General features: G+C 66.9%; 16 protein-coding genes. 2 read left to right on the top strand and 14 right to left on the bottom strand.

Going from position 1 to position 16,253, the window contains the following annotated elements:
- Positions 1–24: 24 nt before the first annotated feature.
- Both truA and QYM46_RS14225 read right to left on the bottom strand, forming a co-directional pair.
- The gene (gene truA / locus QYM46_RS14220) at positions 25–879 is read right to left on the bottom strand and encodes a tRNA pseudouridine(38-40) synthase TruA (RefSeq protein WP_432789466.1); all 855 of its coding nucleotides are present in this window, start codon (positions 877–879) and stop codon (positions 25–27) included.
- Positions 876–1,496: a LemA family protein gene (locus QYM46_RS14225; RefSeq protein WP_432789467.1), complete on the bottom strand. Its 621-nt coding sequence runs from the start codon at positions 1,494–1,496 to the stop codon at positions 876–878. Before QYM46_RS14225 ends, truA begins: the two co-directional genes overlap by 4 nt.
- A gap of 193 nt (positions 1,497–1,689) precedes the next feature.
- Here QYM46_RS14225 and QYM46_RS14230 point away from each other — a divergent pair, with 193 nt between their 5' ends.
- The gene (locus QYM46_RS14230; protein ID WP_432789468.1) at positions 1,690–2,871 is read left to right on the top strand and encodes a glycosyltransferase family 4 protein; all 1,182 of its coding nucleotides are present in this window, start codon (positions 1,690–1,692) and stop codon (positions 2,869–2,871) included.
- 196 nt (positions 2,872–3,067) lie between these two features.
- Here the strand turns inward: QYM46_RS14230 and QYM46_RS14235 are convergent, their stop codons facing one another.
- From QYM46_RS14235 to QYM46_RS14275, 9 genes are all read right to left on the bottom strand, one after another.
- Positions 3,068–3,637, bottom strand: a complete 570-nt coding sequence (locus tag QYM46_RS14235) for a cysteine hydrolase family protein (protein WP_432789469.1) — start codon at positions 3,635–3,637, stop codon at positions 3,068–3,070.
- A gap of 182 nt (positions 3,638–3,819) precedes the next feature.
- Entirely contained in the window at positions 3,820–4,518 is a 699-nt protein-coding gene (locus QYM46_RS14240; RefSeq protein WP_248278952.1) for an energy-coupling factor transporter transmembrane component T family protein, read from the bottom strand.
- Positions 4,515–5,243 (bottom strand): energy-coupling factor ABC transporter ATP-binding protein, encoded by a 729-nt coding sequence (locus tag QYM46_RS14245; RefSeq protein ID WP_432789470.1) that lies wholly within the window; start codon positions 5,241–5,243, stop codon positions 4,515–4,517. Before QYM46_RS14245 ends, QYM46_RS14240 begins: the two co-directional genes overlap by 4 nt.
- Complete coding sequence (locus tag QYM46_RS14250; RefSeq protein ID WP_432789471.1) at positions 5,240–5,896, bottom strand: biotin transporter BioY; 657 nt, start codon at positions 5,894–5,896, stop codon at positions 5,240–5,242. Before QYM46_RS14250 ends, QYM46_RS14245 begins: the two co-directional genes overlap by 4 nt.
- Before the next feature lie 182 nt (positions 5,897–6,078).
- Positions 6,079–7,662: a glutamine-hydrolyzing GMP synthase gene (guaA, locus tag QYM46_RS14255; RefSeq protein WP_169252939.1), complete on the bottom strand. Its 1,584-nt coding sequence runs from the start codon at positions 7,660–7,662 to the stop codon at positions 6,079–6,081.
- A 109-nt stretch (positions 7,663–7,771) separates the two neighbouring features.
- Entirely contained in the window at positions 7,772–8,209 is a 438-nt protein-coding gene (locus tag QYM46_RS14260) for a DUF3817 domain-containing protein (protein WP_169252940.1), read from the bottom strand.
- A gap of 2 nt (positions 8,210–8,211) precedes the next feature.
- Positions 8,212–9,150: an SURF1 family protein gene (locus QYM46_RS14265; RefSeq protein WP_432789472.1), complete on the bottom strand. Its 939-nt coding sequence runs from the start codon at positions 9,148–9,150 to the stop codon at positions 8,212–8,214.
- A 54-nt stretch (positions 9,151–9,204) separates the two neighbouring features.
- Positions 9,205–10,338 (bottom strand): GuaB3 family IMP dehydrogenase-related protein, encoded by a 1,134-nt coding sequence (locus QYM46_RS14270; RefSeq protein WP_169252941.1) that lies wholly within the window; start codon positions 10,336–10,338, stop codon positions 9,205–9,207.
- Positions 10,339–10,473: 135 nt separating this feature from the next.
- Positions 10,474–11,376 carry a LysR family transcriptional regulator gene (locus QYM46_RS14275; protein ID WP_432789473.1) on the bottom strand — a complete coding sequence of 301 codons (903 nt, stop codon included), beginning with the start codon at positions 11,374–11,376 and terminating at the stop codon, positions 10,474–10,476.
- A 178-nt stretch (positions 11,377–11,554) separates the two neighbouring features.
- Between QYM46_RS14275 and QYM46_RS14280 the strand changes: the two genes are divergently transcribed.
- On the top strand, positions 11,555–12,337 hold the full coding sequence (locus QYM46_RS14280; RefSeq protein ID WP_432789474.1) for a LysE family translocator: 783 nt from the start codon (positions 11,555–11,557) through the stop codon (positions 12,335–12,337).
- 91 nt (positions 12,338–12,428) lie between these two features.
- Here QYM46_RS14280 and QYM46_RS14285 read toward each other — a convergent pair whose 3' ends face one another.
- The 3 genes from QYM46_RS14285 to panB form a co-directional block, all read right to left on the bottom strand.
- Positions 12,429–13,895 carry a mechanosensitive ion channel gene (locus tag QYM46_RS14285; RefSeq protein WP_432789475.1) on the bottom strand — a complete coding sequence of 489 codons (1,467 nt, stop codon included), beginning with the start codon at positions 13,893–13,895 and terminating at the stop codon, positions 12,429–12,431.
- 211 nt (positions 13,896–14,106) lie between these two features.
- Positions 14,107–15,006 carry a pantoate--beta-alanine ligase gene (gene panC, locus QYM46_RS14290; RefSeq protein ID WP_432789476.1) on the bottom strand — a complete coding sequence of 300 codons (900 nt, stop codon included), beginning with the start codon at positions 15,004–15,006 and terminating at the stop codon, positions 14,107–14,109.
- Positions 15,006–16,001: a 3-methyl-2-oxobutanoate hydroxymethyltransferase gene (panB, locus tag QYM46_RS14295; protein ID WP_432789477.1), complete on the bottom strand. Its 996-nt coding sequence runs from the start codon at positions 15,999–16,001 to the stop codon at positions 15,006–15,008. Before panB ends, panC begins: the two co-directional genes overlap by 1 nt.
- Between the last annotated feature and the right edge of the window lie 252 nt (positions 16,002–16,253).

Consider the following 16,253-nt stretch of genomic DNA (forward strand, 5'->3'; position numbering starts at 1 on the left):
CGACGCACCCGCCGTACCCCCGGCCTATTCGTGGTCGCGGCGGGCCATCGTCTGGGCGTTCCGAGCCGCGTAGTCCTCGGGTGCCGGATAGCCGACCTCGGTGAGGACGAGTCCTTCGGCAGGCGTGACGAACATGGGCACATCCGGGGGCAGCCCGGCGTCCGCCTCGGCGATGAGCTCGGCGGGACGGGTCACGTCCCAACTGCCCGAACCGACCTTGATCAACCCGCCGACCAGGGCCCGGACCATGTGGTGGCAGAAGGCGTCGGCGCGCAGATCGATGGTGATCACAGCATCCTGATCGCGCGAGACTCGCAGCTCATGGAGGGTGCGGATCGTCGTCGCTCCCTCGCGGGGTTTGCAGAACGGCAGGAAATCGTGGAGTCCCTGGACCTCGCTCGCTGCCTCGGCCATGGCTTCGGTGTCGAGCTCGCCCTTGTGCCGTGGCGTCACCTGGGTCAGCAGCGGGTCGATGAAGGACCGATGGTCGGCCAATCGGTACTGATAGGACCGCCACAGCGCAGAGAACCGGGCGTCGAAGTCCTCGGGCACCTCGGTCACCGCGTGGACGACGATGTCGTGGAACTCACCGGCGATGAGGACTCCGCGAAGACGGGACAGGAGGGCCGCCTCGGCGGGTCGATTCGACTGGCCGATGAGCTTGCCGATCGCCTCATCGCTGAGATCGATGTGGACGACCTGGCGGCGAGCGTGGACGCCGGCGTCGGTACGGCCGGCGACGACGGTGGCCACCTCGGTGCCGGTGATCCGCTCGAGCCCGGATTCGACGGCGGCCTGGACCGTGCGCAGCCCCGGCTGCTTGGCCCACCCGTGGAAATCCGTGCCGCGGTAGCCCAGATCGAGGCGGAAGCGGGTCATGGAGTCATCCTCGCCGAGGCGGGGCCCGCCATGCCGGGCCCGCCGTCGTCATCGATCGCCTCGGTGAACGGGGCGCGGGCTTTGAACACCCCGCCGAAGAGACGGGAGACCAGTCGCGCCCGCTGTCGGTGATAGCGGTCGACGTTCGTGTTGTAGAAGCGGGCGCCTGCGAGGATCCGTTCGGTGAGCACCTGCAGCTGACCGTGCAGAAGCTGGATCGTCGTGTCGACTTCCTCGTTGACCGCCGCCTGCTGGGACCGGGCAGAGTCCGAGGTCAGGGACCTCTCCGTCAGCGCCGCGGGGATGAGGGCGGCGTCGTCGACGGCGGCGGTCAGGGCGTTCTCGGCCGCGGCTCCACGGTGGTCGAAGGGGGCCCGTTCGGCGGAGGCGAGCGCGAGTTCGAGCCGGGACAGGTCCTGCCCGGCGATCTGCTGGAGCGTGCCGATATAGGCCGGTACGAGAGCGTGGCGGGCGCGGATCTCACCGATGAGCTGGCGTCTGGCCTCGTCGCACAGCGACCGGGCCATGGACAGCTGATTGAAGCGCAGGACGATGAGGACGACGAAGAGGACGATGAGGGCGGCGAGTACACAACCGCCGACGATGAACCAGACCATGGCCGATCTCCTCGTTCCCTGTGCTGCGCGAGCTTTTCCGACACCTCAGTTTACGCGGGGTACAGACTCGTCGCGAACAGGCCACCACCCGGACACCGGGGCGTCTGTGCGCTGGACCGATTTCGGCCAGATGTCGCCGACCGGTCGCCTTCGGGTCACGCATTCGTCACTCGGCAGGCATTAGCTGGGAATCGTGAGAGTAGCGATCATTGCAGAATCCTTCCTCCCCAATATGAATGGGGTCACCCACTCACTCCTGCGGGTCCTCGACCATCTGGCCGACCGCGGTGACGAGGTCCTCGTCATCGCTCCGGGCACGCGCAGGGACGGTCCGAAGGAGGTCGCAGGCGCCCGCATCGTCCGAGTTCCCTCGATCGCCTTGCCGAAGTATCGGCGCATCCGTGTGGCTCCCGGCGGCGTCACCCGCATCCGCCGGCTGCTGCAGCGCTTCGCCCCGGACGTCGTCCACCTGGCCAGCCCGTTCGTCCTCGGTTGGCGTGGGGTGCTGGCTGCTCAGGCGCTCAATCTGCCGACCGTGGCGATCTACCAGACCGAGGTTCCCGCCTATGCCGCCCGATACGGCATGCACGGCATCGAGGCCATGCTGTGGAACCATGTGCGCAATATCCACCAGCATTCCTCTCTGACTCTGGCCCCGTCGTCGTACACGATCGATCAGCTGGAAGGGCTCGGTGTCGCCGAGGTGGCCCTGTGGGCCCGTGGGGTCGATTCCTCCCGCTTCGACCCGGGTCACCGGTCCGAGGCGTGGCGTCGAAGCGTTGCCCCGGATGGGGAGAAGATCATCGGCTTCGTCGGCAGGTTGGCCGCGGAGAAACAGGTCGACGACCTTGCCGCGCTCACCGACCTGCCCGGGGCGAAGGTCGTCATCGTCGGTGACGGGCCCTGGCGGACGCGCCTGCAGCGACTGCTGCCGGAGGCGCATTTCACCGGGTTCCTCGGCGGAGATGCACTGGCCCAGGCGGTGGCGAGCTTCGACCTCATGGTCGCCCCGGGTGAGCTCGAGACCTTCTGCCAGACCATCCAGGAGGCTATGGCCTCCGAGGTGCCGGTCATCGCTCCCGCCCGGGGCGGCCCGCTCGACCTCGTCGACTCATCGCGGACCGGGTGGCTCTACACCCCGAAGGACCTGCGGGCCATGCGAGCGCATGCGGCGGACCTTCTCGGCGACGAGGCGAAACGGCGGGCCTTCGGAGTCGCTGGTCGTGAGCAGGTGCAGGCGAGGAGTTGGAAGAGCGTGTGCTCGCAGCTCGTCGGCCACTATTCGCGGGCGATCGAGAATCCCTCCCCGCAGGTGCTCGGCCGCGGGTTCAGCTCGATGGTCAACTCTCGCTTTGAGGACACCCTGCCCTTCTGACAGTGCCCACACTGCCTGACCGCCGACGGCTCTTTCACCGACCGCTCACCTTACCGTCGCTGTATCAAGTTATACAGTGAGCGGTCGGCGCGCAGGTGTGCGGTCGACGAAAACGCGGGCCGCTGAGGTGAGCGGTCGGCGCGCAGGTAAGCGGTCGGCGCGCAGGTAAGCGGTCGGTGCAGAGAAGCCGATGCACTCAGCTGAGGCCGGCGGTCCAGTCGGCGACGGTGAGCACGCTGGCCTGTTTGGGGAACACCTTCTCGGTGAGCACCTGGTGGACCTCGGGGTCGCGGTCGGCGCAGGCGTCGGAGAGCACCGTGAGTTCGAAGTCGAGATCGGCAGCCTGCCGCACCGTCGAGAGCACGACACCGCTCGTGGCGACACCGGCCAGCACGAGCGACGTCGCCCCGCAGCCGCGCAGCAGCACTTCGAGGTCGCTGCCGGTGAAGGCGCTGATGCGGCGCTTCGTCACGATCGGTTCCCCCTGATGGCGGTCAAGGGTGTCGTGGATGCTCGTCGAGGCGTGCGCCTCGTCGAGGTCACCATGGGCGGCGATCTGCGCGAACGATGCGGTTGCCGCCAACTCCGGGTGTTCCTCGCGCAGGGCCACTCGCACCCAGACGACGGGGATGTCGTGCTTGCGGGCCGCTGCGACGGCGTCCCGTGCGCGTTCGAGCACACCGGTCGCGGCGAAAGCGTCGTCGCCTGCGATGCCGTTCTGGAAGTCCATGGCCAACAGGACAGTGTTCGCGGTGCCGGTCATCATGTCTCCTTCGGTTCGGGTGGAGGTTCGTCCCCTCTGTCGACGAGGCTACTCCTCATACCGGATGATCCCGGCGCGTCAGCACCGGCGGGTTCAAGATGCATACGCACTGATCACAATCACCACGTATGAACTTTGAAGCCGCTCATACACACTTCCCCTCGCCGAGCGGTCGATGGAGACGGTCAGTCCACGATGCCGCGGGCATCGAGCGCCCGACCGGTGTCCTGGGCGTATTTCACCGACCGCAGGATCGCCGGCACCACTCGGGCCTTGATGCTCGAGTCCAGTCCCCTGGCCCGAGCAGCACGCTCGGCCTCCCCGAGCAGACCGGAGATATGGGAGATCGCCCTGACCATGAGACTCGCGGTCAGTGCGACCGCTTCGGTGTTCGCACCGAAGAACCGCAGGGGCGAGACCAGCACCGTGAACGTGTCGAGCAGCTGAGCTACCGACGTCGTCAGGGTGAGGATCAGGGCCGCCTGCACACAGGCGAACACGGTCCCGCCGACGGCCAGACCCGACTCCATGGACCCGAAGAGGTACTGCAGCCCCATGACGATGGCCACGAGCACCGCCACATAGATCCATGTGCGCAGGAAGTGCGTCACCCGCAGCCGGGCGGTGAAGCCGAGGACGACGAGGACCGCGAACATCGACCAGTTGATGACCGCGTCGCGGAAGATGAGCGCGACGATGCCGACGACGGCGATCACCGCCAACTTCACCCCCGTCGGCACCGAATGCAGCCATCCCCGAGGATGCGCCACCTTCCCGAAGAGCTGCGGCCTGGCCTTGATGCCGGCGTGCTTCCGCCACGTCGTTCCGGTGTCACCGGCACCAACGCCGGTATCGCCGACCCCGACAGGACGTTTCCCACTCATGGCGTATCGCTCATGATGAGGTTCCGGTAGGCGGCGACCGCCTCGGCGGGGGTGGCATCGAAAGCGATCCGACCGTCGTCGACGACGATTGCCCGCTGGGCGATCTGCGCGAACTCGAGGTCATGGGTGGTGAGGATGATGCGCACCCCGCGCCTGGACACGAGGTTCTGCAGATGCACGCGCAGGCGCTCCTTGTTCCGCAGGTCGAGCAGGGTCGTCGGCTCGTCGAGGACGAGGATCTGCGGATCGACCGCGAGTACCGCGGCCAAGGCGACGAGCTGCCGCTGACCGCCGGAGAGTTCGTAGACGCTGCGTTCGGCCAGGTCGGCGATGCCGAGTTCGTCGAGCACCGCCAGGGCCGCAGCCCGCCGCTCACGCTTGGGCACGGACTTGCGCAGGGACAGTTCGATGTCCTCGATCGGGGTGGGCATGACCAGCTGCGCGGCCGGATCGGTAAAGACGAAACCGACGCGAGAGCGCACCTTCGCCGGCTGCCGGCGCGGGTCGAAACCGTCGACGAGGACCTCACCGGCATTCGCGGTGACCAGCCCGTTGAACAGCTGCAGCAGGGTCGACTTGCCCGAACCGTTGGCGCCGATGACGGCGACGACATCCTCGGTGAGGGTGAGGGTGATGTGTGTGAGGATCGGGCGCACGACATCGCCGTCGGGTCCGTCGTCGATGACTCCGACGCCGACGTCGCTCAACCGGATCTCACGTGTCACTTCGCGTCCCGCTCCTGACCGGTCGCCACCGATTCGACGCTGATGCCGCGACGACGCAGCACATCGGGGAACGCACGGTGGATGAGCACCGCCACCGAGGCGGCCAGGATGTTCTTCACAATGTCACCGGGCCAGTAGGCGAGGTCCGCGACCGCGGCGACGCCGAGGGGCAGGTCGCCGTTGATCGACATGCCGAGGATGCCCAGCGGGTGGTTGAGCAGGAGGCTGCCGCCGAATCCGCCGAGGAACAGCACCACACCGAGCTTCATTCCGCTGAAGCGACGAACGGCCCAGCGGGCGATGAGTCCGGCGAGGAGAGCGTAGAGGGCGAAGGAGAGGATATAGCCGGCGCTCGGGCCGGCGAGGACGCCGATTCCGCCGCGCATCCCCGAGAAGATCGGGAGTCCGATGAGCCCGAGGACGACATAGAGCAGCGTGGCGGCGAAGCCGCGCCAGGGTCCGAGCACCATGCCGCACAGGGCGATCGCGAAGGTCTGCAGGGTGATCGGCACACCGAGGGGACCGACCGGGACCGGCGGCATCATCGCGAAGGCGGCGAGCATCGCCGCGAAGACCGCGACGAGGGCGATATCGCTGCCGGCCGAGCGAGGACGGGTGATGCCCGCCGAGGTGGTGCTGTGGGTCGGTGTCATGAGTACTCCATTGGTCGTGATCCTCCCCGACCGCGGTCGGGGACGCTCGAGGCGGCCCCGAGCACCCTCCCACTGTAACTGAACGGTGTTCAGGAGCGGTATTCGGGGTCGCGGTCGGGGCCGCCTCGGCGAGGGTGTGCGCACGTTCACGTGCGCAGGGACCTCTCAACGGTCGCGGAGGATCACTCCCATTCGATGGTGCCCGGAGGCTTCGAGGTGACGTCGAGGACGACGCGGTTGATGTCGTCGACCTCGTTGGTGATGCGGTTGGAGATCACGGAGAGCACATCGTAGGGGATGCGCGTCCAGTCCGCGGTCATCGCGTCCTCGCTCGAGACCGGGCGCAGCACGACGGGGTGGCCGTAGGTGCGGCCGTCGCCCTGGACGCCGACGGAGCGGACATCGGCCAGGAGCACGACCGGGCACTGCCAGATCTCTCCGTCGAGGCCGGCCTTCGTCAGCTCTGCGCGGGCGATCGCATCGGCCTTGCGCAGTGTGTTCAGGCGCTCCTCGGTGACCTCGCCGATGATGCGGATGCCCAGGCCGGGGCCGGGGAACGGCTGGCGGGAGACGATGACCTCGGGGACGCCGAGTTCGCGGCCGATGGCGCGGACCTCGTCCTTGAACAGGGCGCGCAGGGGTTCGATGAGTTGGAACTGGATGTCATCGGGCAGGCCGCCGACGTTGTGGTGGCTCTTGATGTTCGCGGTGCCCGATCCCCCGCCGGATTCGACGACGTCGGGGTAGAGGGTGCCCTGGACGAGGAAGGCGATCTCTTCGCCCTCGCCCTCCTGGGCCTCGAGCACGAGGTCGGCGGCAGCGGTCTCGAAGGTGCGGATGAACTCGCGGCCGATGATCTTGCGCTTCTCCTCCGGGTCGGTGACCCCGGCGAGCTGGGACAGGAACTGCTCACGGGCGTCGACGGTGACCAGGCGGACGCCGATCGAGTCGACGTAGTCCTTCTCGACCTGGACGCGTTCGTCCTGACGCAGCAGACCGTGGTCGACGAAGACACAGGTGAGCTGGTCCCCGATGGCCTTGTGGACCAGGGCCGCGGCCACGGAGGAGTCGACTCCGCCGGACAGGCCGCAGATGACCTTCTTGTTGCCGACGCGGGCGCGGATGAGTTCGACCTGCTCGTCGATGACGGATTCGTTCGTCCAGTCGGCTTCGAGGCCGGCGACGTTGAACAGGAAGTTCTCGAGGATCTTCTGCCCGTTCTCCGAATGGAGGACCTCAGGGTGCCACTGCACGCCGGCGAACCTCTTCGCCGCGCATTCGAAGGCCGCGACGGGAGTGTCAGGAGTGGAGGCGAGGACGTCGAAGCCGGCAGGCGCCTCGGCGACGGAGTCCCCATGGGACATCCAGACCTTGTAGTTGCCAGGGGTCTCGGCCAGCAGTGCTCCGGTCTGGGACACGGAGACCGGGGTCGATCCGTATTCGCGTTTATCGGTCTTGGCCACGCGACCGCCGAGCGCGGTCGACATCAGCTGGAAGCCGTAGCAGATGCCCATCGTGGGCACTCCGAGGTCGAACACGGACGTGTCGAAGCTCGGGGCGCCGGCGTCATTGACGCTCGAGGGGCCACCGGAGAGCACGATGGCCACGGGGCTCTTCGCGGCGAACTCGGACGCCGGGGCGTCGTGGGCGATGATCTCCGAGTACAGACCGGCTTCGCGGATGCGGCGCGCGATGAGCTGGGCGTACTGGGCGCCGAAATCGACGACGAGGACAGGGGGCACCTGCGTGCTCTGGGATTGCGTCATGGTCCAATTCTAAGCGTCGGCGACCGGACGCCCGAATTCGGGTTGCGCTCCCCTCGCAGTGCGGATGCGCACGAGCCGACGGGCCGCCTCGGTGAGGGTGAATGCTGTCCTAGGACCTGGGGGCGACGACGACGGCGGCTTCGAGCTCCGCGTCAACCTGACGGTGGATGCGGCGCTCCAAGATGAACGACATCACGGGCACGACGCCGGCCAGGGCGAGGATGAGATAGCGGCCGAGGCTCCAGCGCATCTGCTGATTGAGCCAGAAGCAGCCGATGAGGTAGACGACATAGCACCAGCCGTGGCAGATCGCGATGGCCGCGGCGAGGTTGAAGCCGCCGAAGTTCAGGGCTGTCTCCGAGTCGGCGGCGATGAGGTACTTATAGATCATCTCGACCGTGAGGATGAGCAGCATCGTGCCGGTGATGAGGGCCATCACGCGGTAGAACTTCAGCGCATTGCGGGCCGAGGTGAAGCGTTTGACGCTCCACACCTCGTTCTCGTCGAAATCGGGGCGGGAGTCCAAGGACTCGTGTTCTTCGCTCACGCTCAGTTTCCTCCGGTCGTGGAAGTGTCGGTGTCGGTCGGGCCGGGCTTGTCTCCGGCCTTCTTCCCGGTTTTCTTCCCCGTTTTCTGTCCACCGTGACGATGGGCCGGCAGTCCGGTCAGTCCGGACATCACCTCGGGGTCGATGGTCGCGTCGCCTGCGGGTTTGACGACAACATACTCGACGCGCTTCTCCGATTCATGGGAATCCTCGCCGAGGCGGCGCCGGAAGTAGTCGTCGCGCAGCAGCTGGAACCACATGTAGAGGGCCATGGCTGCGAAGATGATCCATTCGAGGGCGTAGACCGCCGACTGCAGATCGAATCCGCCTTCGTCGCGCGTCGTCGTGGTCGGAACCTGCTCGAGGCCGTCGGTGCCCACCGAGGCGGCCGCTCCGTCCGCGGTTTCGGGAATGAGTAACCCGGAGTAGGTGAGCAGGTCGGGGAACAGGTTGATGATCTGCGAGGTCGAGACCGTGTGCACCTGCCCCTCGGGCAGGTCATTGCCCTCGACGGGGCCTTCGATCGGACCGATCCGAGCGGTCAGCTCGACCTGGCCGTCCCGGGCCGCCGACGTCATCGCCGTGTCCTCGTCGGTGGTGAAACCGCGGACGACGGGGATCGCGATCGTCTTCTTCTCAGCGTTCGCGGCCTTGATGCCTTCACCGAGGTGGGCCCCGTCGGGGGCGAACATCGTGACGACCCAATACCCGGTTTCGCCGTCCTGGACGCGGCCGGGGACGACGATCTGGGCGTCGGGGATCCAGTGTCCGGACAGGCTGACCCGCTGGTCGGCGAGGATGCCGGGCATCGGAGCCTGGGCATCCATGACGTCGTTGAAGTCCTTGAGCTCATCGACTCCGGAGGATTCTGCGACGTCGTTCTTGTGCTGGGCTCGGTCGACCTGCCATGCGGAGAGACTGACGAAGCAGGTGACGAGCACCAGGACGAGGAGCAGGGACCCCAGCCATTTGGGAGTCAGTGCCAGGCGGAACAGTCAGACCACCGAACCGGTCTGGTAGGGCGAGACGGTGACGTCGACGCGCTGGAATTCCTTGAGGTCGAGGTAGCCGGTGGTCGCCAGTGCCCGCCGCAGGGCACCGGCGAGGTTGAGTTCGCCGATCGCGGTGCGGCCGGGGCCGAAGAGGACCTGTTCGAGGCTGCCGACGGTGCCCAGTTCCACGCGGTGGCCGCGCGGCAGGTCCGGGTGGTGGGCTTCGGCGCCCCAGTGCATGCCGCGGCCGGGGGCTTCGGTCGACCGGGCCAGGGCGGTGCCGAGCATGACGGCGTCGGCGCCGACTCCGAAGGCCTTGACGATCTCGCCGCTGGTGCCGAGTCCGCCGTCGGCGATGACATGGACGTAGCGGCCGCCGGATTCGTCCATATAGTCGCGCCGGGCGGCGTGGACGTCGGCGACGGCCGTGGCCATCGGGGCGTGGATGCCCAAGGTCTTGCGAGTCGTGGCCGCTGCTCCCCCGCCGAAGCCGACGAGGACGCCGGCGGCACCGGTGCGCATGAGGTGCAGGGCCGCGGTGTAGGTGGCGGCTCCGCCGACGATGACGGGCACATCGAGTTCGTAGATGAACTGCTTGAGGTTGAGCGGTTCGGTGTGGGTCGAGACGTGCTCGGCCGAGACCGTGGTGCCGCGGATGACGAAGATGTCGACACCGGCGTCGACGACGGTCTTGTAGAACTCCTGGGTCCGCTGCGGGGTCAGGGCGCCGGCGACGGTGACTCCGGCCTCGCGGATCTGCTCGAGGCGGGCGGTGATGAGTTCGGCCTGGATGGGTGCGGAGTAGAGCTCCTGCATCCGGGAGGTCGCCATCTCGGCCGGCAGCTGGGCGATTTCGGCCAGCTGCGGGGTCGGATCCTCGTACCGGGTCCACAGTCCTTCGAGGTCGAGGACGCCGAGGCCGCCGAATCGGCCGAGGGCGATGACGGTCTCCGGGGACATGGCCGAGTCCATGGGGGCGCCGATGAAGGGCAGCTCGAACTGGTAGGCGTCGATCTGCCAGCTCAGGGACACGTCTTCGGGGTCACGGGTGCGGCGAGCGGGGACGATGGCGATGTCGTCGAGCGAATAGGCGCGACGGCCGCGCTTGCCTCTGCCGATTTCGATTTCAGAACTCACCCCAACAGCCTATCCCACCGCTCTCCGCACACGGTCTCAGCCCACTATGAGGAACAGCGCATCTCCCCTCCCAGGACTACCCGACGGGGGCCCAGCAACCTCGCGCGAGGTTGCTGGGCCCCCGTCAGGTAGCAATTAAGGGGTGAGGTGGGTTGCGACGGCTTCCTCCGCTGCTGCGGCGAAGGCCCGGACGTGTGGGAGATGGGCGTCTTTGTCCCGGATGTGCATGACGACTCGGCGCTGGGGGACGGGGTCGGTGAGGTCGACGGCGGCCAGGCCGGGCGACAGCTGCAGAGTCGAGAGCCGCGGGAGGACCGTGACGCCCATACTCGACGCCACCAAAGCCAGAGCCGCGAAGTCGTCCTCGCAGGCGGCGAAGCTCTTGCGTTCGAATCCGGCCGCGGCGCATGCATGTTCGACGACCTTGCTCGAGGGCCCGGCCCACATGTCGTAGTCGACCCAGTGCTCGTCCTCGAGATCGATGAACGGCACGGACCGGCGGCCTGCGAACCGGTGCCCCTCGGGAACCACGACCCGATAGTCATCATCGAAGAGTGGAATGCGTGTCATCTCCGGCAGGTGGATCTCCCCATCCTGAGGGACCTCGGCGCGGATTTCGATGAGGCAGTGCCCGCGCCGATTCTTCGCCGGCTCGTTGAGCTGGATGTCGAATCGCAGGTTCGGATGATCCTGGGCCACGGTGTCGATGATGCCCGGCAGCAGACGCGCGTTGAACGAGGTGAACGCCGCGATCCGCAGCCGGGGCCTGCTGACGTTGCGGAAGCCCTCGACCAGATCGTCGAGGCGGCCGACAGCAGTGAAGACTTCCGCGGAGTCATCGGCCAGGCGTCGGCCGAGTTCGGTGATCTCGATGCCGCGACCCGACCGCCGGTAGAGCGGTGCCCCGACGGCCTTCTGCAGGGTGGTGATGTGCTGGCTGACGGTCGCCGCGGTGTAGTTGAGGTTCTTCGCCGCGGCGACCACGGAGCCGGTGGCCGCGACGGCCCGCCAGACCCGCAGACGATTGAGATCCCACATGCCCTCAAGAGTAGTCGCAGACCCCCCGGAATATCATTAGGCATGACCTGATGATCGTTCACGATCAATTGCTTTTCCCGATTGATCGATTCCGGCAGAATGGTGCTCGGCTCCGCCGACTTCGGAGACCACCTGATGCTTCATCCCCGCTGACCGTCCTCGCCCCCGAAGGAGTGCCGTGACCGGACCCGAGATCCTCACCATCACCGGAGCCGCGGCGGCGCTTGCCGTCACGCCCGGCCCCGAGACGATCCTGACGATCCGCCTGTCCTCACTGCGCCGCAAGGCCGGGCTCGTCTATGCGCTCGGCACGGCCACGGGGACCGTGATCTGGATGATCCTCGCGCTCACCGGCGTCTCCGCCCTGCTGACCGTCTACCCTGCCGCAATCCAAGTGCTCAAGATCGGCGGCGGCCTCTATCTCTGTCTCCTCGGCGTCCTCGCCGGCAGGCAGGCCCTTCGCCTGCGCCGTGAGCTGAAGGCCGCCGAGGCGGCTGGCGGACCCACCGCGAACGTCTCCCCCGACTCATCGACCGGCCCCGCAGCGTCCGGGCCTGGATCGACCGGACCTGGATCGTCCGCCGGTTCCGAGACTCCCGACCTCCCCGACGGCCCCGTCACGGAGTTCGCCCAGGTCATGGAGACGGCCTCATGGGGCCACCTGCGCTCGTTCGTGTCCTATCGCCGCGGCATCATCTCCTCGCTGTCCAACCCGAAGGTCGGCCTGTTCTTCCTCGCGATCCTGCCGACCCTCGTGCCCGCCTCCCCGACCGGCATCGACTACACCGTGCTCGTCGCACTGATCCTCGGCGTGCTCCTGTCCTATCAGCTCGTCCTTGCATGCCTGGCCAGCCTCGCCGCATCGGCGATGGCCCACCGCAGCGCCGACTTCGTCATCGAAGCCGCCTCCACGCTCATCCTGCTCATCATCGGCATCGCGGTCATCGCGATCCCCATCTGAGGCGCGGACTCCCCGAGCATGCGAAAGGGGCGGGGCCCCGAGGTCGATCCTCGGCTGCCCCGCCCCTTCGGTTGGGCGCGCAGACGCTCACTCAGCTCTCATTCGCCGAGGAGGCTCCCCCACTTCCGCTGCCACCGCCGTTTCCGGTGGTCGGCGTTGCGGTCCCCGGAGTGGAGCTGTCCACGGCGTCGGGATTCTGCTTCTCGGCCGCCTCGGCGAGGTCGACCTTGTCGAGCATCTTCGCGGCCGCGTCACGTCCGCCGAGGCCGAAGGCCAGGGCGGCTGCCGCGGCACCGCCGATGACGACGGCTCCGAAGGCGAGGTTGATGATCGAATCCGCCAGGCCCATGTAACGCAGGCCCATCGCGATGAACAGGGCGATCGCCGAGTAGCGCAGCACCTTGGACGCGAGGTTGTTCGTAATGAACTTGCCGATGATCGCGGCGATGAGGAATCCTGCGGCGATGATCGCAGCGCCGAAGAGCACGCTGCCGCCGAGGTCGAGAATCTCGTTGAGGATGTTCGTGATCTCGGGGAATCCGAGCATCCGGGCGGCCATGATCGCGAAGAAGATCATGATGGCCACCTGCACGAGACGGGTGATCACATTGGAAGCGCTGGTGCCTTCGGGCACGATCCCGATCTCGTTGATGGCTTTGTCGGTGCCGATGCCCTGGAGGATCTGCTCGAGCAGATTGCCGAGGAACTTGGCGATGACGAAGCCGATGGCCAGCAGGATGCCGGCGGCGATGATGAGCGGGATCGCGTTGAGGAAGATCTGGAGCATCTGCTGGGCAGGCTCCGAGATCGCCCTGATGCCGAGGACCTGCAGCGCCGAGATCGCGACGACGATGATGATGATCCCGAAGACCAGGTTGCCGATGAGGTTCGAGATCTTCGCGTTCGCCTCAGCGTTCGGGTTCGGTGCATGGCCGGGGTGGCTGCCCTGCGGCGGCATACCCTGCTGGCCCTGCGGTGGAACGCCCTGCTGACCTTGCGGCGGAACGCCCTGCTGACCCTGCGGCGGCATACCTGGCTGACCGCCCTGCTGGCCCTGTGCGGCGTACTGCTGGGTGGTGCCGGGTTGCGGTTGAGCATGTCCGGTGCCTTCGGCGACTCCGGTGGCTTTGTCACCGAGTGAGCGGAACTTCGAGGTCAGCTTGGTCAGGTCCACAGCATTGAGCGCGGTCTGGACGAGCTGTTTGACGATCTTCGCGAAGACATAGCCGATGAAGAAGATGAATCCTGCGCCGATGATGTTCGGCAGGAACCCGAAGATTCCATCGAGCAGACCCTGCAGCGGAGAAAGCACCTGATCGAGGTTGAACAGCTGGAGCACGGCGATGAGTCCGAGCAGCCAGATGACGAGTCCGGCGATCTGCCCGACCGACTTGCCGATCTGCTGACCATTGCTTCCGTCCCGCTGCAATGCGGGGACCTTGGTGACGAGTTTGCCGATCGCCCATTTGACGATGGCGGCGAGAATCCAGGTGACGATGAGAATGACGATTGCCAGCCCGACTTTCGCCAGGACCGACCAGATATCCATACCTTGCATGTCGCTTATCTCCTTCGAACTCAGCGAATCGACAAGTTCTGTTTCCTCTTGCTGATTTTGAGTCTATTCTCAGAGAACACTGAGAACAAGGGTCCACCGACGGATATCCGTCAATTGAAACCACAGATGTCGACGCATCCCGGTCGGTTACATAGGCATATGTCGATCGCTCAACAGAATCGTCATAAACCGATCACAATCGCATCTCGTATCAGAATTCCAGCGGCAGATTGTCGATGAGATGAGTCCCGCCGACCGTCGCGGAGACGAGCAGGAGTGCGGACCCGGTGAAGTCCGGTGGGCACGGCTGCAGGGTTGCGGCCTCGACGAGGCTGCAGTAGATGATCTCGAGATCGCCGCGCTCGGCCGCCGGTTCAAGTTCGGCGAGCGCGGCCGCCTCGACGGCGGCGGGCAGGCCCGCACCCGTGCCACTGCCGCTGCTGCCATCACCTGTGCTGGCCTTCGCCGTTCCACGGCCTCGCTCGGCCGCCTCGGCGGCGGCGCTCAGGGCCCGCGGAATCGCCAGGGCCCGGGCCCGATCGTCGGCGGCCAGGTAGGAGTTGCGGCTCGACATGGCCAGTCCGTCGGCGTCCCGGACGACGGGCAGTCCGATGAGCTCGATATCGAAGTTGAGGTCGGCGATCATGCGTTTGACCAGAACGAACTGCTGAATGTCCTTGAGCCCGAAGACCGTGACGTCGGGGGCGATGAGGGTGAAGAGCTTCGCCACGACGGTGAGTACGCCGTCGAAGTGCCCGGGCCTGGCCGCGCCTTCGAACACCGCCCCCATGCGCCCGGCGACGACCCGCACTTCGGGTGCGGACGGGTACATCTCCGCGAGCGCCGGAGCGAAGACGAAGTCGACTCCGGCCTCCTCGCACTTCTTCAGGTCCTCTTCGATCGGCCGCGGGTACTGGACGAAGTCCTCGTCGGCGCCGAACTGGAGCGGATTGACGAAGATCGAGGCCACGACGAGATCCGATTCGGTGCGGGCACGAGTCATGAGCGCCTGATGACCGGAGTGCAGGGCACCCATCGTGGGGACGAGTCCGACGCGTCCGGACTGTTCGGCCCGCCACCGACGCAGCGCCTGGATGCCGCCGACCTCCATCAGTCGAAGCTCCTCTCGGGCTCGGGGAACACCCCGGACTTCACTTCCTCGACATAGGAACTGACAGCCTCGGTGAGCACGGAATGCAGGTCGGCGTAGCGCTTGACGAAGCGCGGGGCCTTCCCCGTGCGCAGGCCTGCCATGTCCTGCCACACGAGGACCTGGGCATCACAGTCCGCGCCGGCGCCGATGCCCACGGTCGGGATCGGCAGTTCGGCGGTGACTTGGCCGGCCAGCCCGGAAGGCACCATCTCCATGACTACGGAGAAAGCGCCGGCCTCGGCGACGGCGCGGGCGTCGTCGAGCAGCGCCGTGCCGGCTTCGCCGCGGCCCTGGACCTTGTATCCGCCGAGGTTGTGCTCGGCCTGCGGAGTGAAGCCGATGTGCGCCATGACGGGGATGCCCGCCGTCGTGATCGCCTTGATTCGGGAGGCCATCCGTGCCCCGCCTTCGAGTTTGACTGCGTGGACTCCGGCTTCCTTCATGAAGCGCACGGCCGTGGCTACGGCCTGTTCATCGGAGATCTCGTAGCTGCCGAAGGGCAGGTCGGCGACGATGAGCGCTCGGCTCGTCGCCGAGGCGACGGCCCGGGCGAGCGGGATGAGTTCGTCGACCGTGACCGGAAGGGTGGTCGCATGGCCGTAGACATTGTTCGCCGCGGAGTCGCCGATGAGCAGGGCCTCGACACCGGCCTGTTCGAACAGGGCCGCCGTGTACTGGTCGTAGCTGGTCAGCATCGCCCACCGCCGGCCTTCGGCCTTGGCTTTGATGAGATCGAGGGTCCGGATTCGCCGAGGCGGCGCCGCCGGTGCGGACACCGGACCGCCGTACGGGGCCGGCTGTTCTGCCGAGGCGGCCCCCGTCGGGGCACTGCCGCCGGAAGTCCCGCTGTCGGTTGCCGCGTTGCCGCCTGTCGCGTTGCCAGGGGTCACGCCGCCGGACCCGTCTGTGTCGGGCGTGGAGGTGAACTGGTTCGAGTGTGCCGCTTCGGGCATGGGAATCCTTCGGATATGCGATGTCGTCGGTGCCGGCGCGGGCGGGGCGAGGCCGACGCTTCGGTCAGAAGCCTCGGTGACTCTCACGGGGGCGCCCACCGCAGTGCGCATCGACTCGGATTGCGAGCCAGACCACAGCCTATTGCATCCCCGAGCGCAGAGCCATCGACCGCCACAGCGCAGAGCCATCGACCGCCGAGTTGTACATTGCCCGCCCCCAGGATTAAGCTCAAATCTGCGCAAACAAATAAA

The sequence above is a fragment of the Brevibacterium sp. K11IcPPYGO002 genome (assembly GCF_050920635.1).
GTDB lineage: Bacteria > Actinomycetota > Actinomycetes > Actinomycetales > Brevibacteriaceae > Brevibacterium.

Bases quoted from the DNA above. Each gene is read 5' to 3' on its own strand.
- panC (WP_432789476.1), bottom strand. From the start codon at position 15,006: ATGGAGGTCGGCGGCATCCAGGCGCTGCGTCGGTGGCGGGCCGAACAG.
- guaA (WP_169252939.1), bottom strand. From the start codon at position 7,662: ATGACGCAATCCCAGAGCACGCAGGTGCCCCCTGTCCTCGTCGTCGAT.
- QYM46_RS14275 (WP_432789473.1), bottom strand. From the start codon at position 11,376: ATGTGGGATCTCAATCGTCTGCGGGTCTGGCGGGCCGTCGCGGCCACC.
- truA (WP_432789466.1), bottom strand. From the start codon at position 879: ATGACCCGCTTCCGCCTCGATCTGGGCTACCGCGGCACGGATTTCCAC.
- QYM46_RS14250 (WP_432789471.1), bottom strand. From the start codon at position 5,896: ATGACACCGACCCACAGCACCACCTCGGCGGGCATCACCCGTCCTCGC.
- QYM46_RS14240 (WP_248278952.1), bottom strand. From the start codon at position 4,518: ATGAGTGGGAAACGTCCTGTCGGGGTCGGCGATACCGGCGTTGGTGCC.
- QYM46_RS14285 (WP_432789475.1), bottom strand. From the start codon at position 13,895: ATGCAAGGTATGGATATCTGGTCGGTCCTGGCGAAAGTCGGGCTGGCA.
- panB (WP_432789477.1), bottom strand. From the start codon at position 16,001: ATGCCCGAAGCGGCACACTCGAACCAGTTCACCTCCACGCCCGACACA.
- QYM46_RS14235 (WP_432789469.1), bottom strand. From the start codon at position 3,637: ATGATGACCGGCACCGCGAACACTGTCCTGTTGGCCATGGACTTCCAG.
- QYM46_RS14225 (WP_432789467.1), bottom strand. From the start codon at position 1,496: ATGGTCTGGTTCATCGTCGGCGGTTGTGTACTCGCCGCCCTCATCGTC.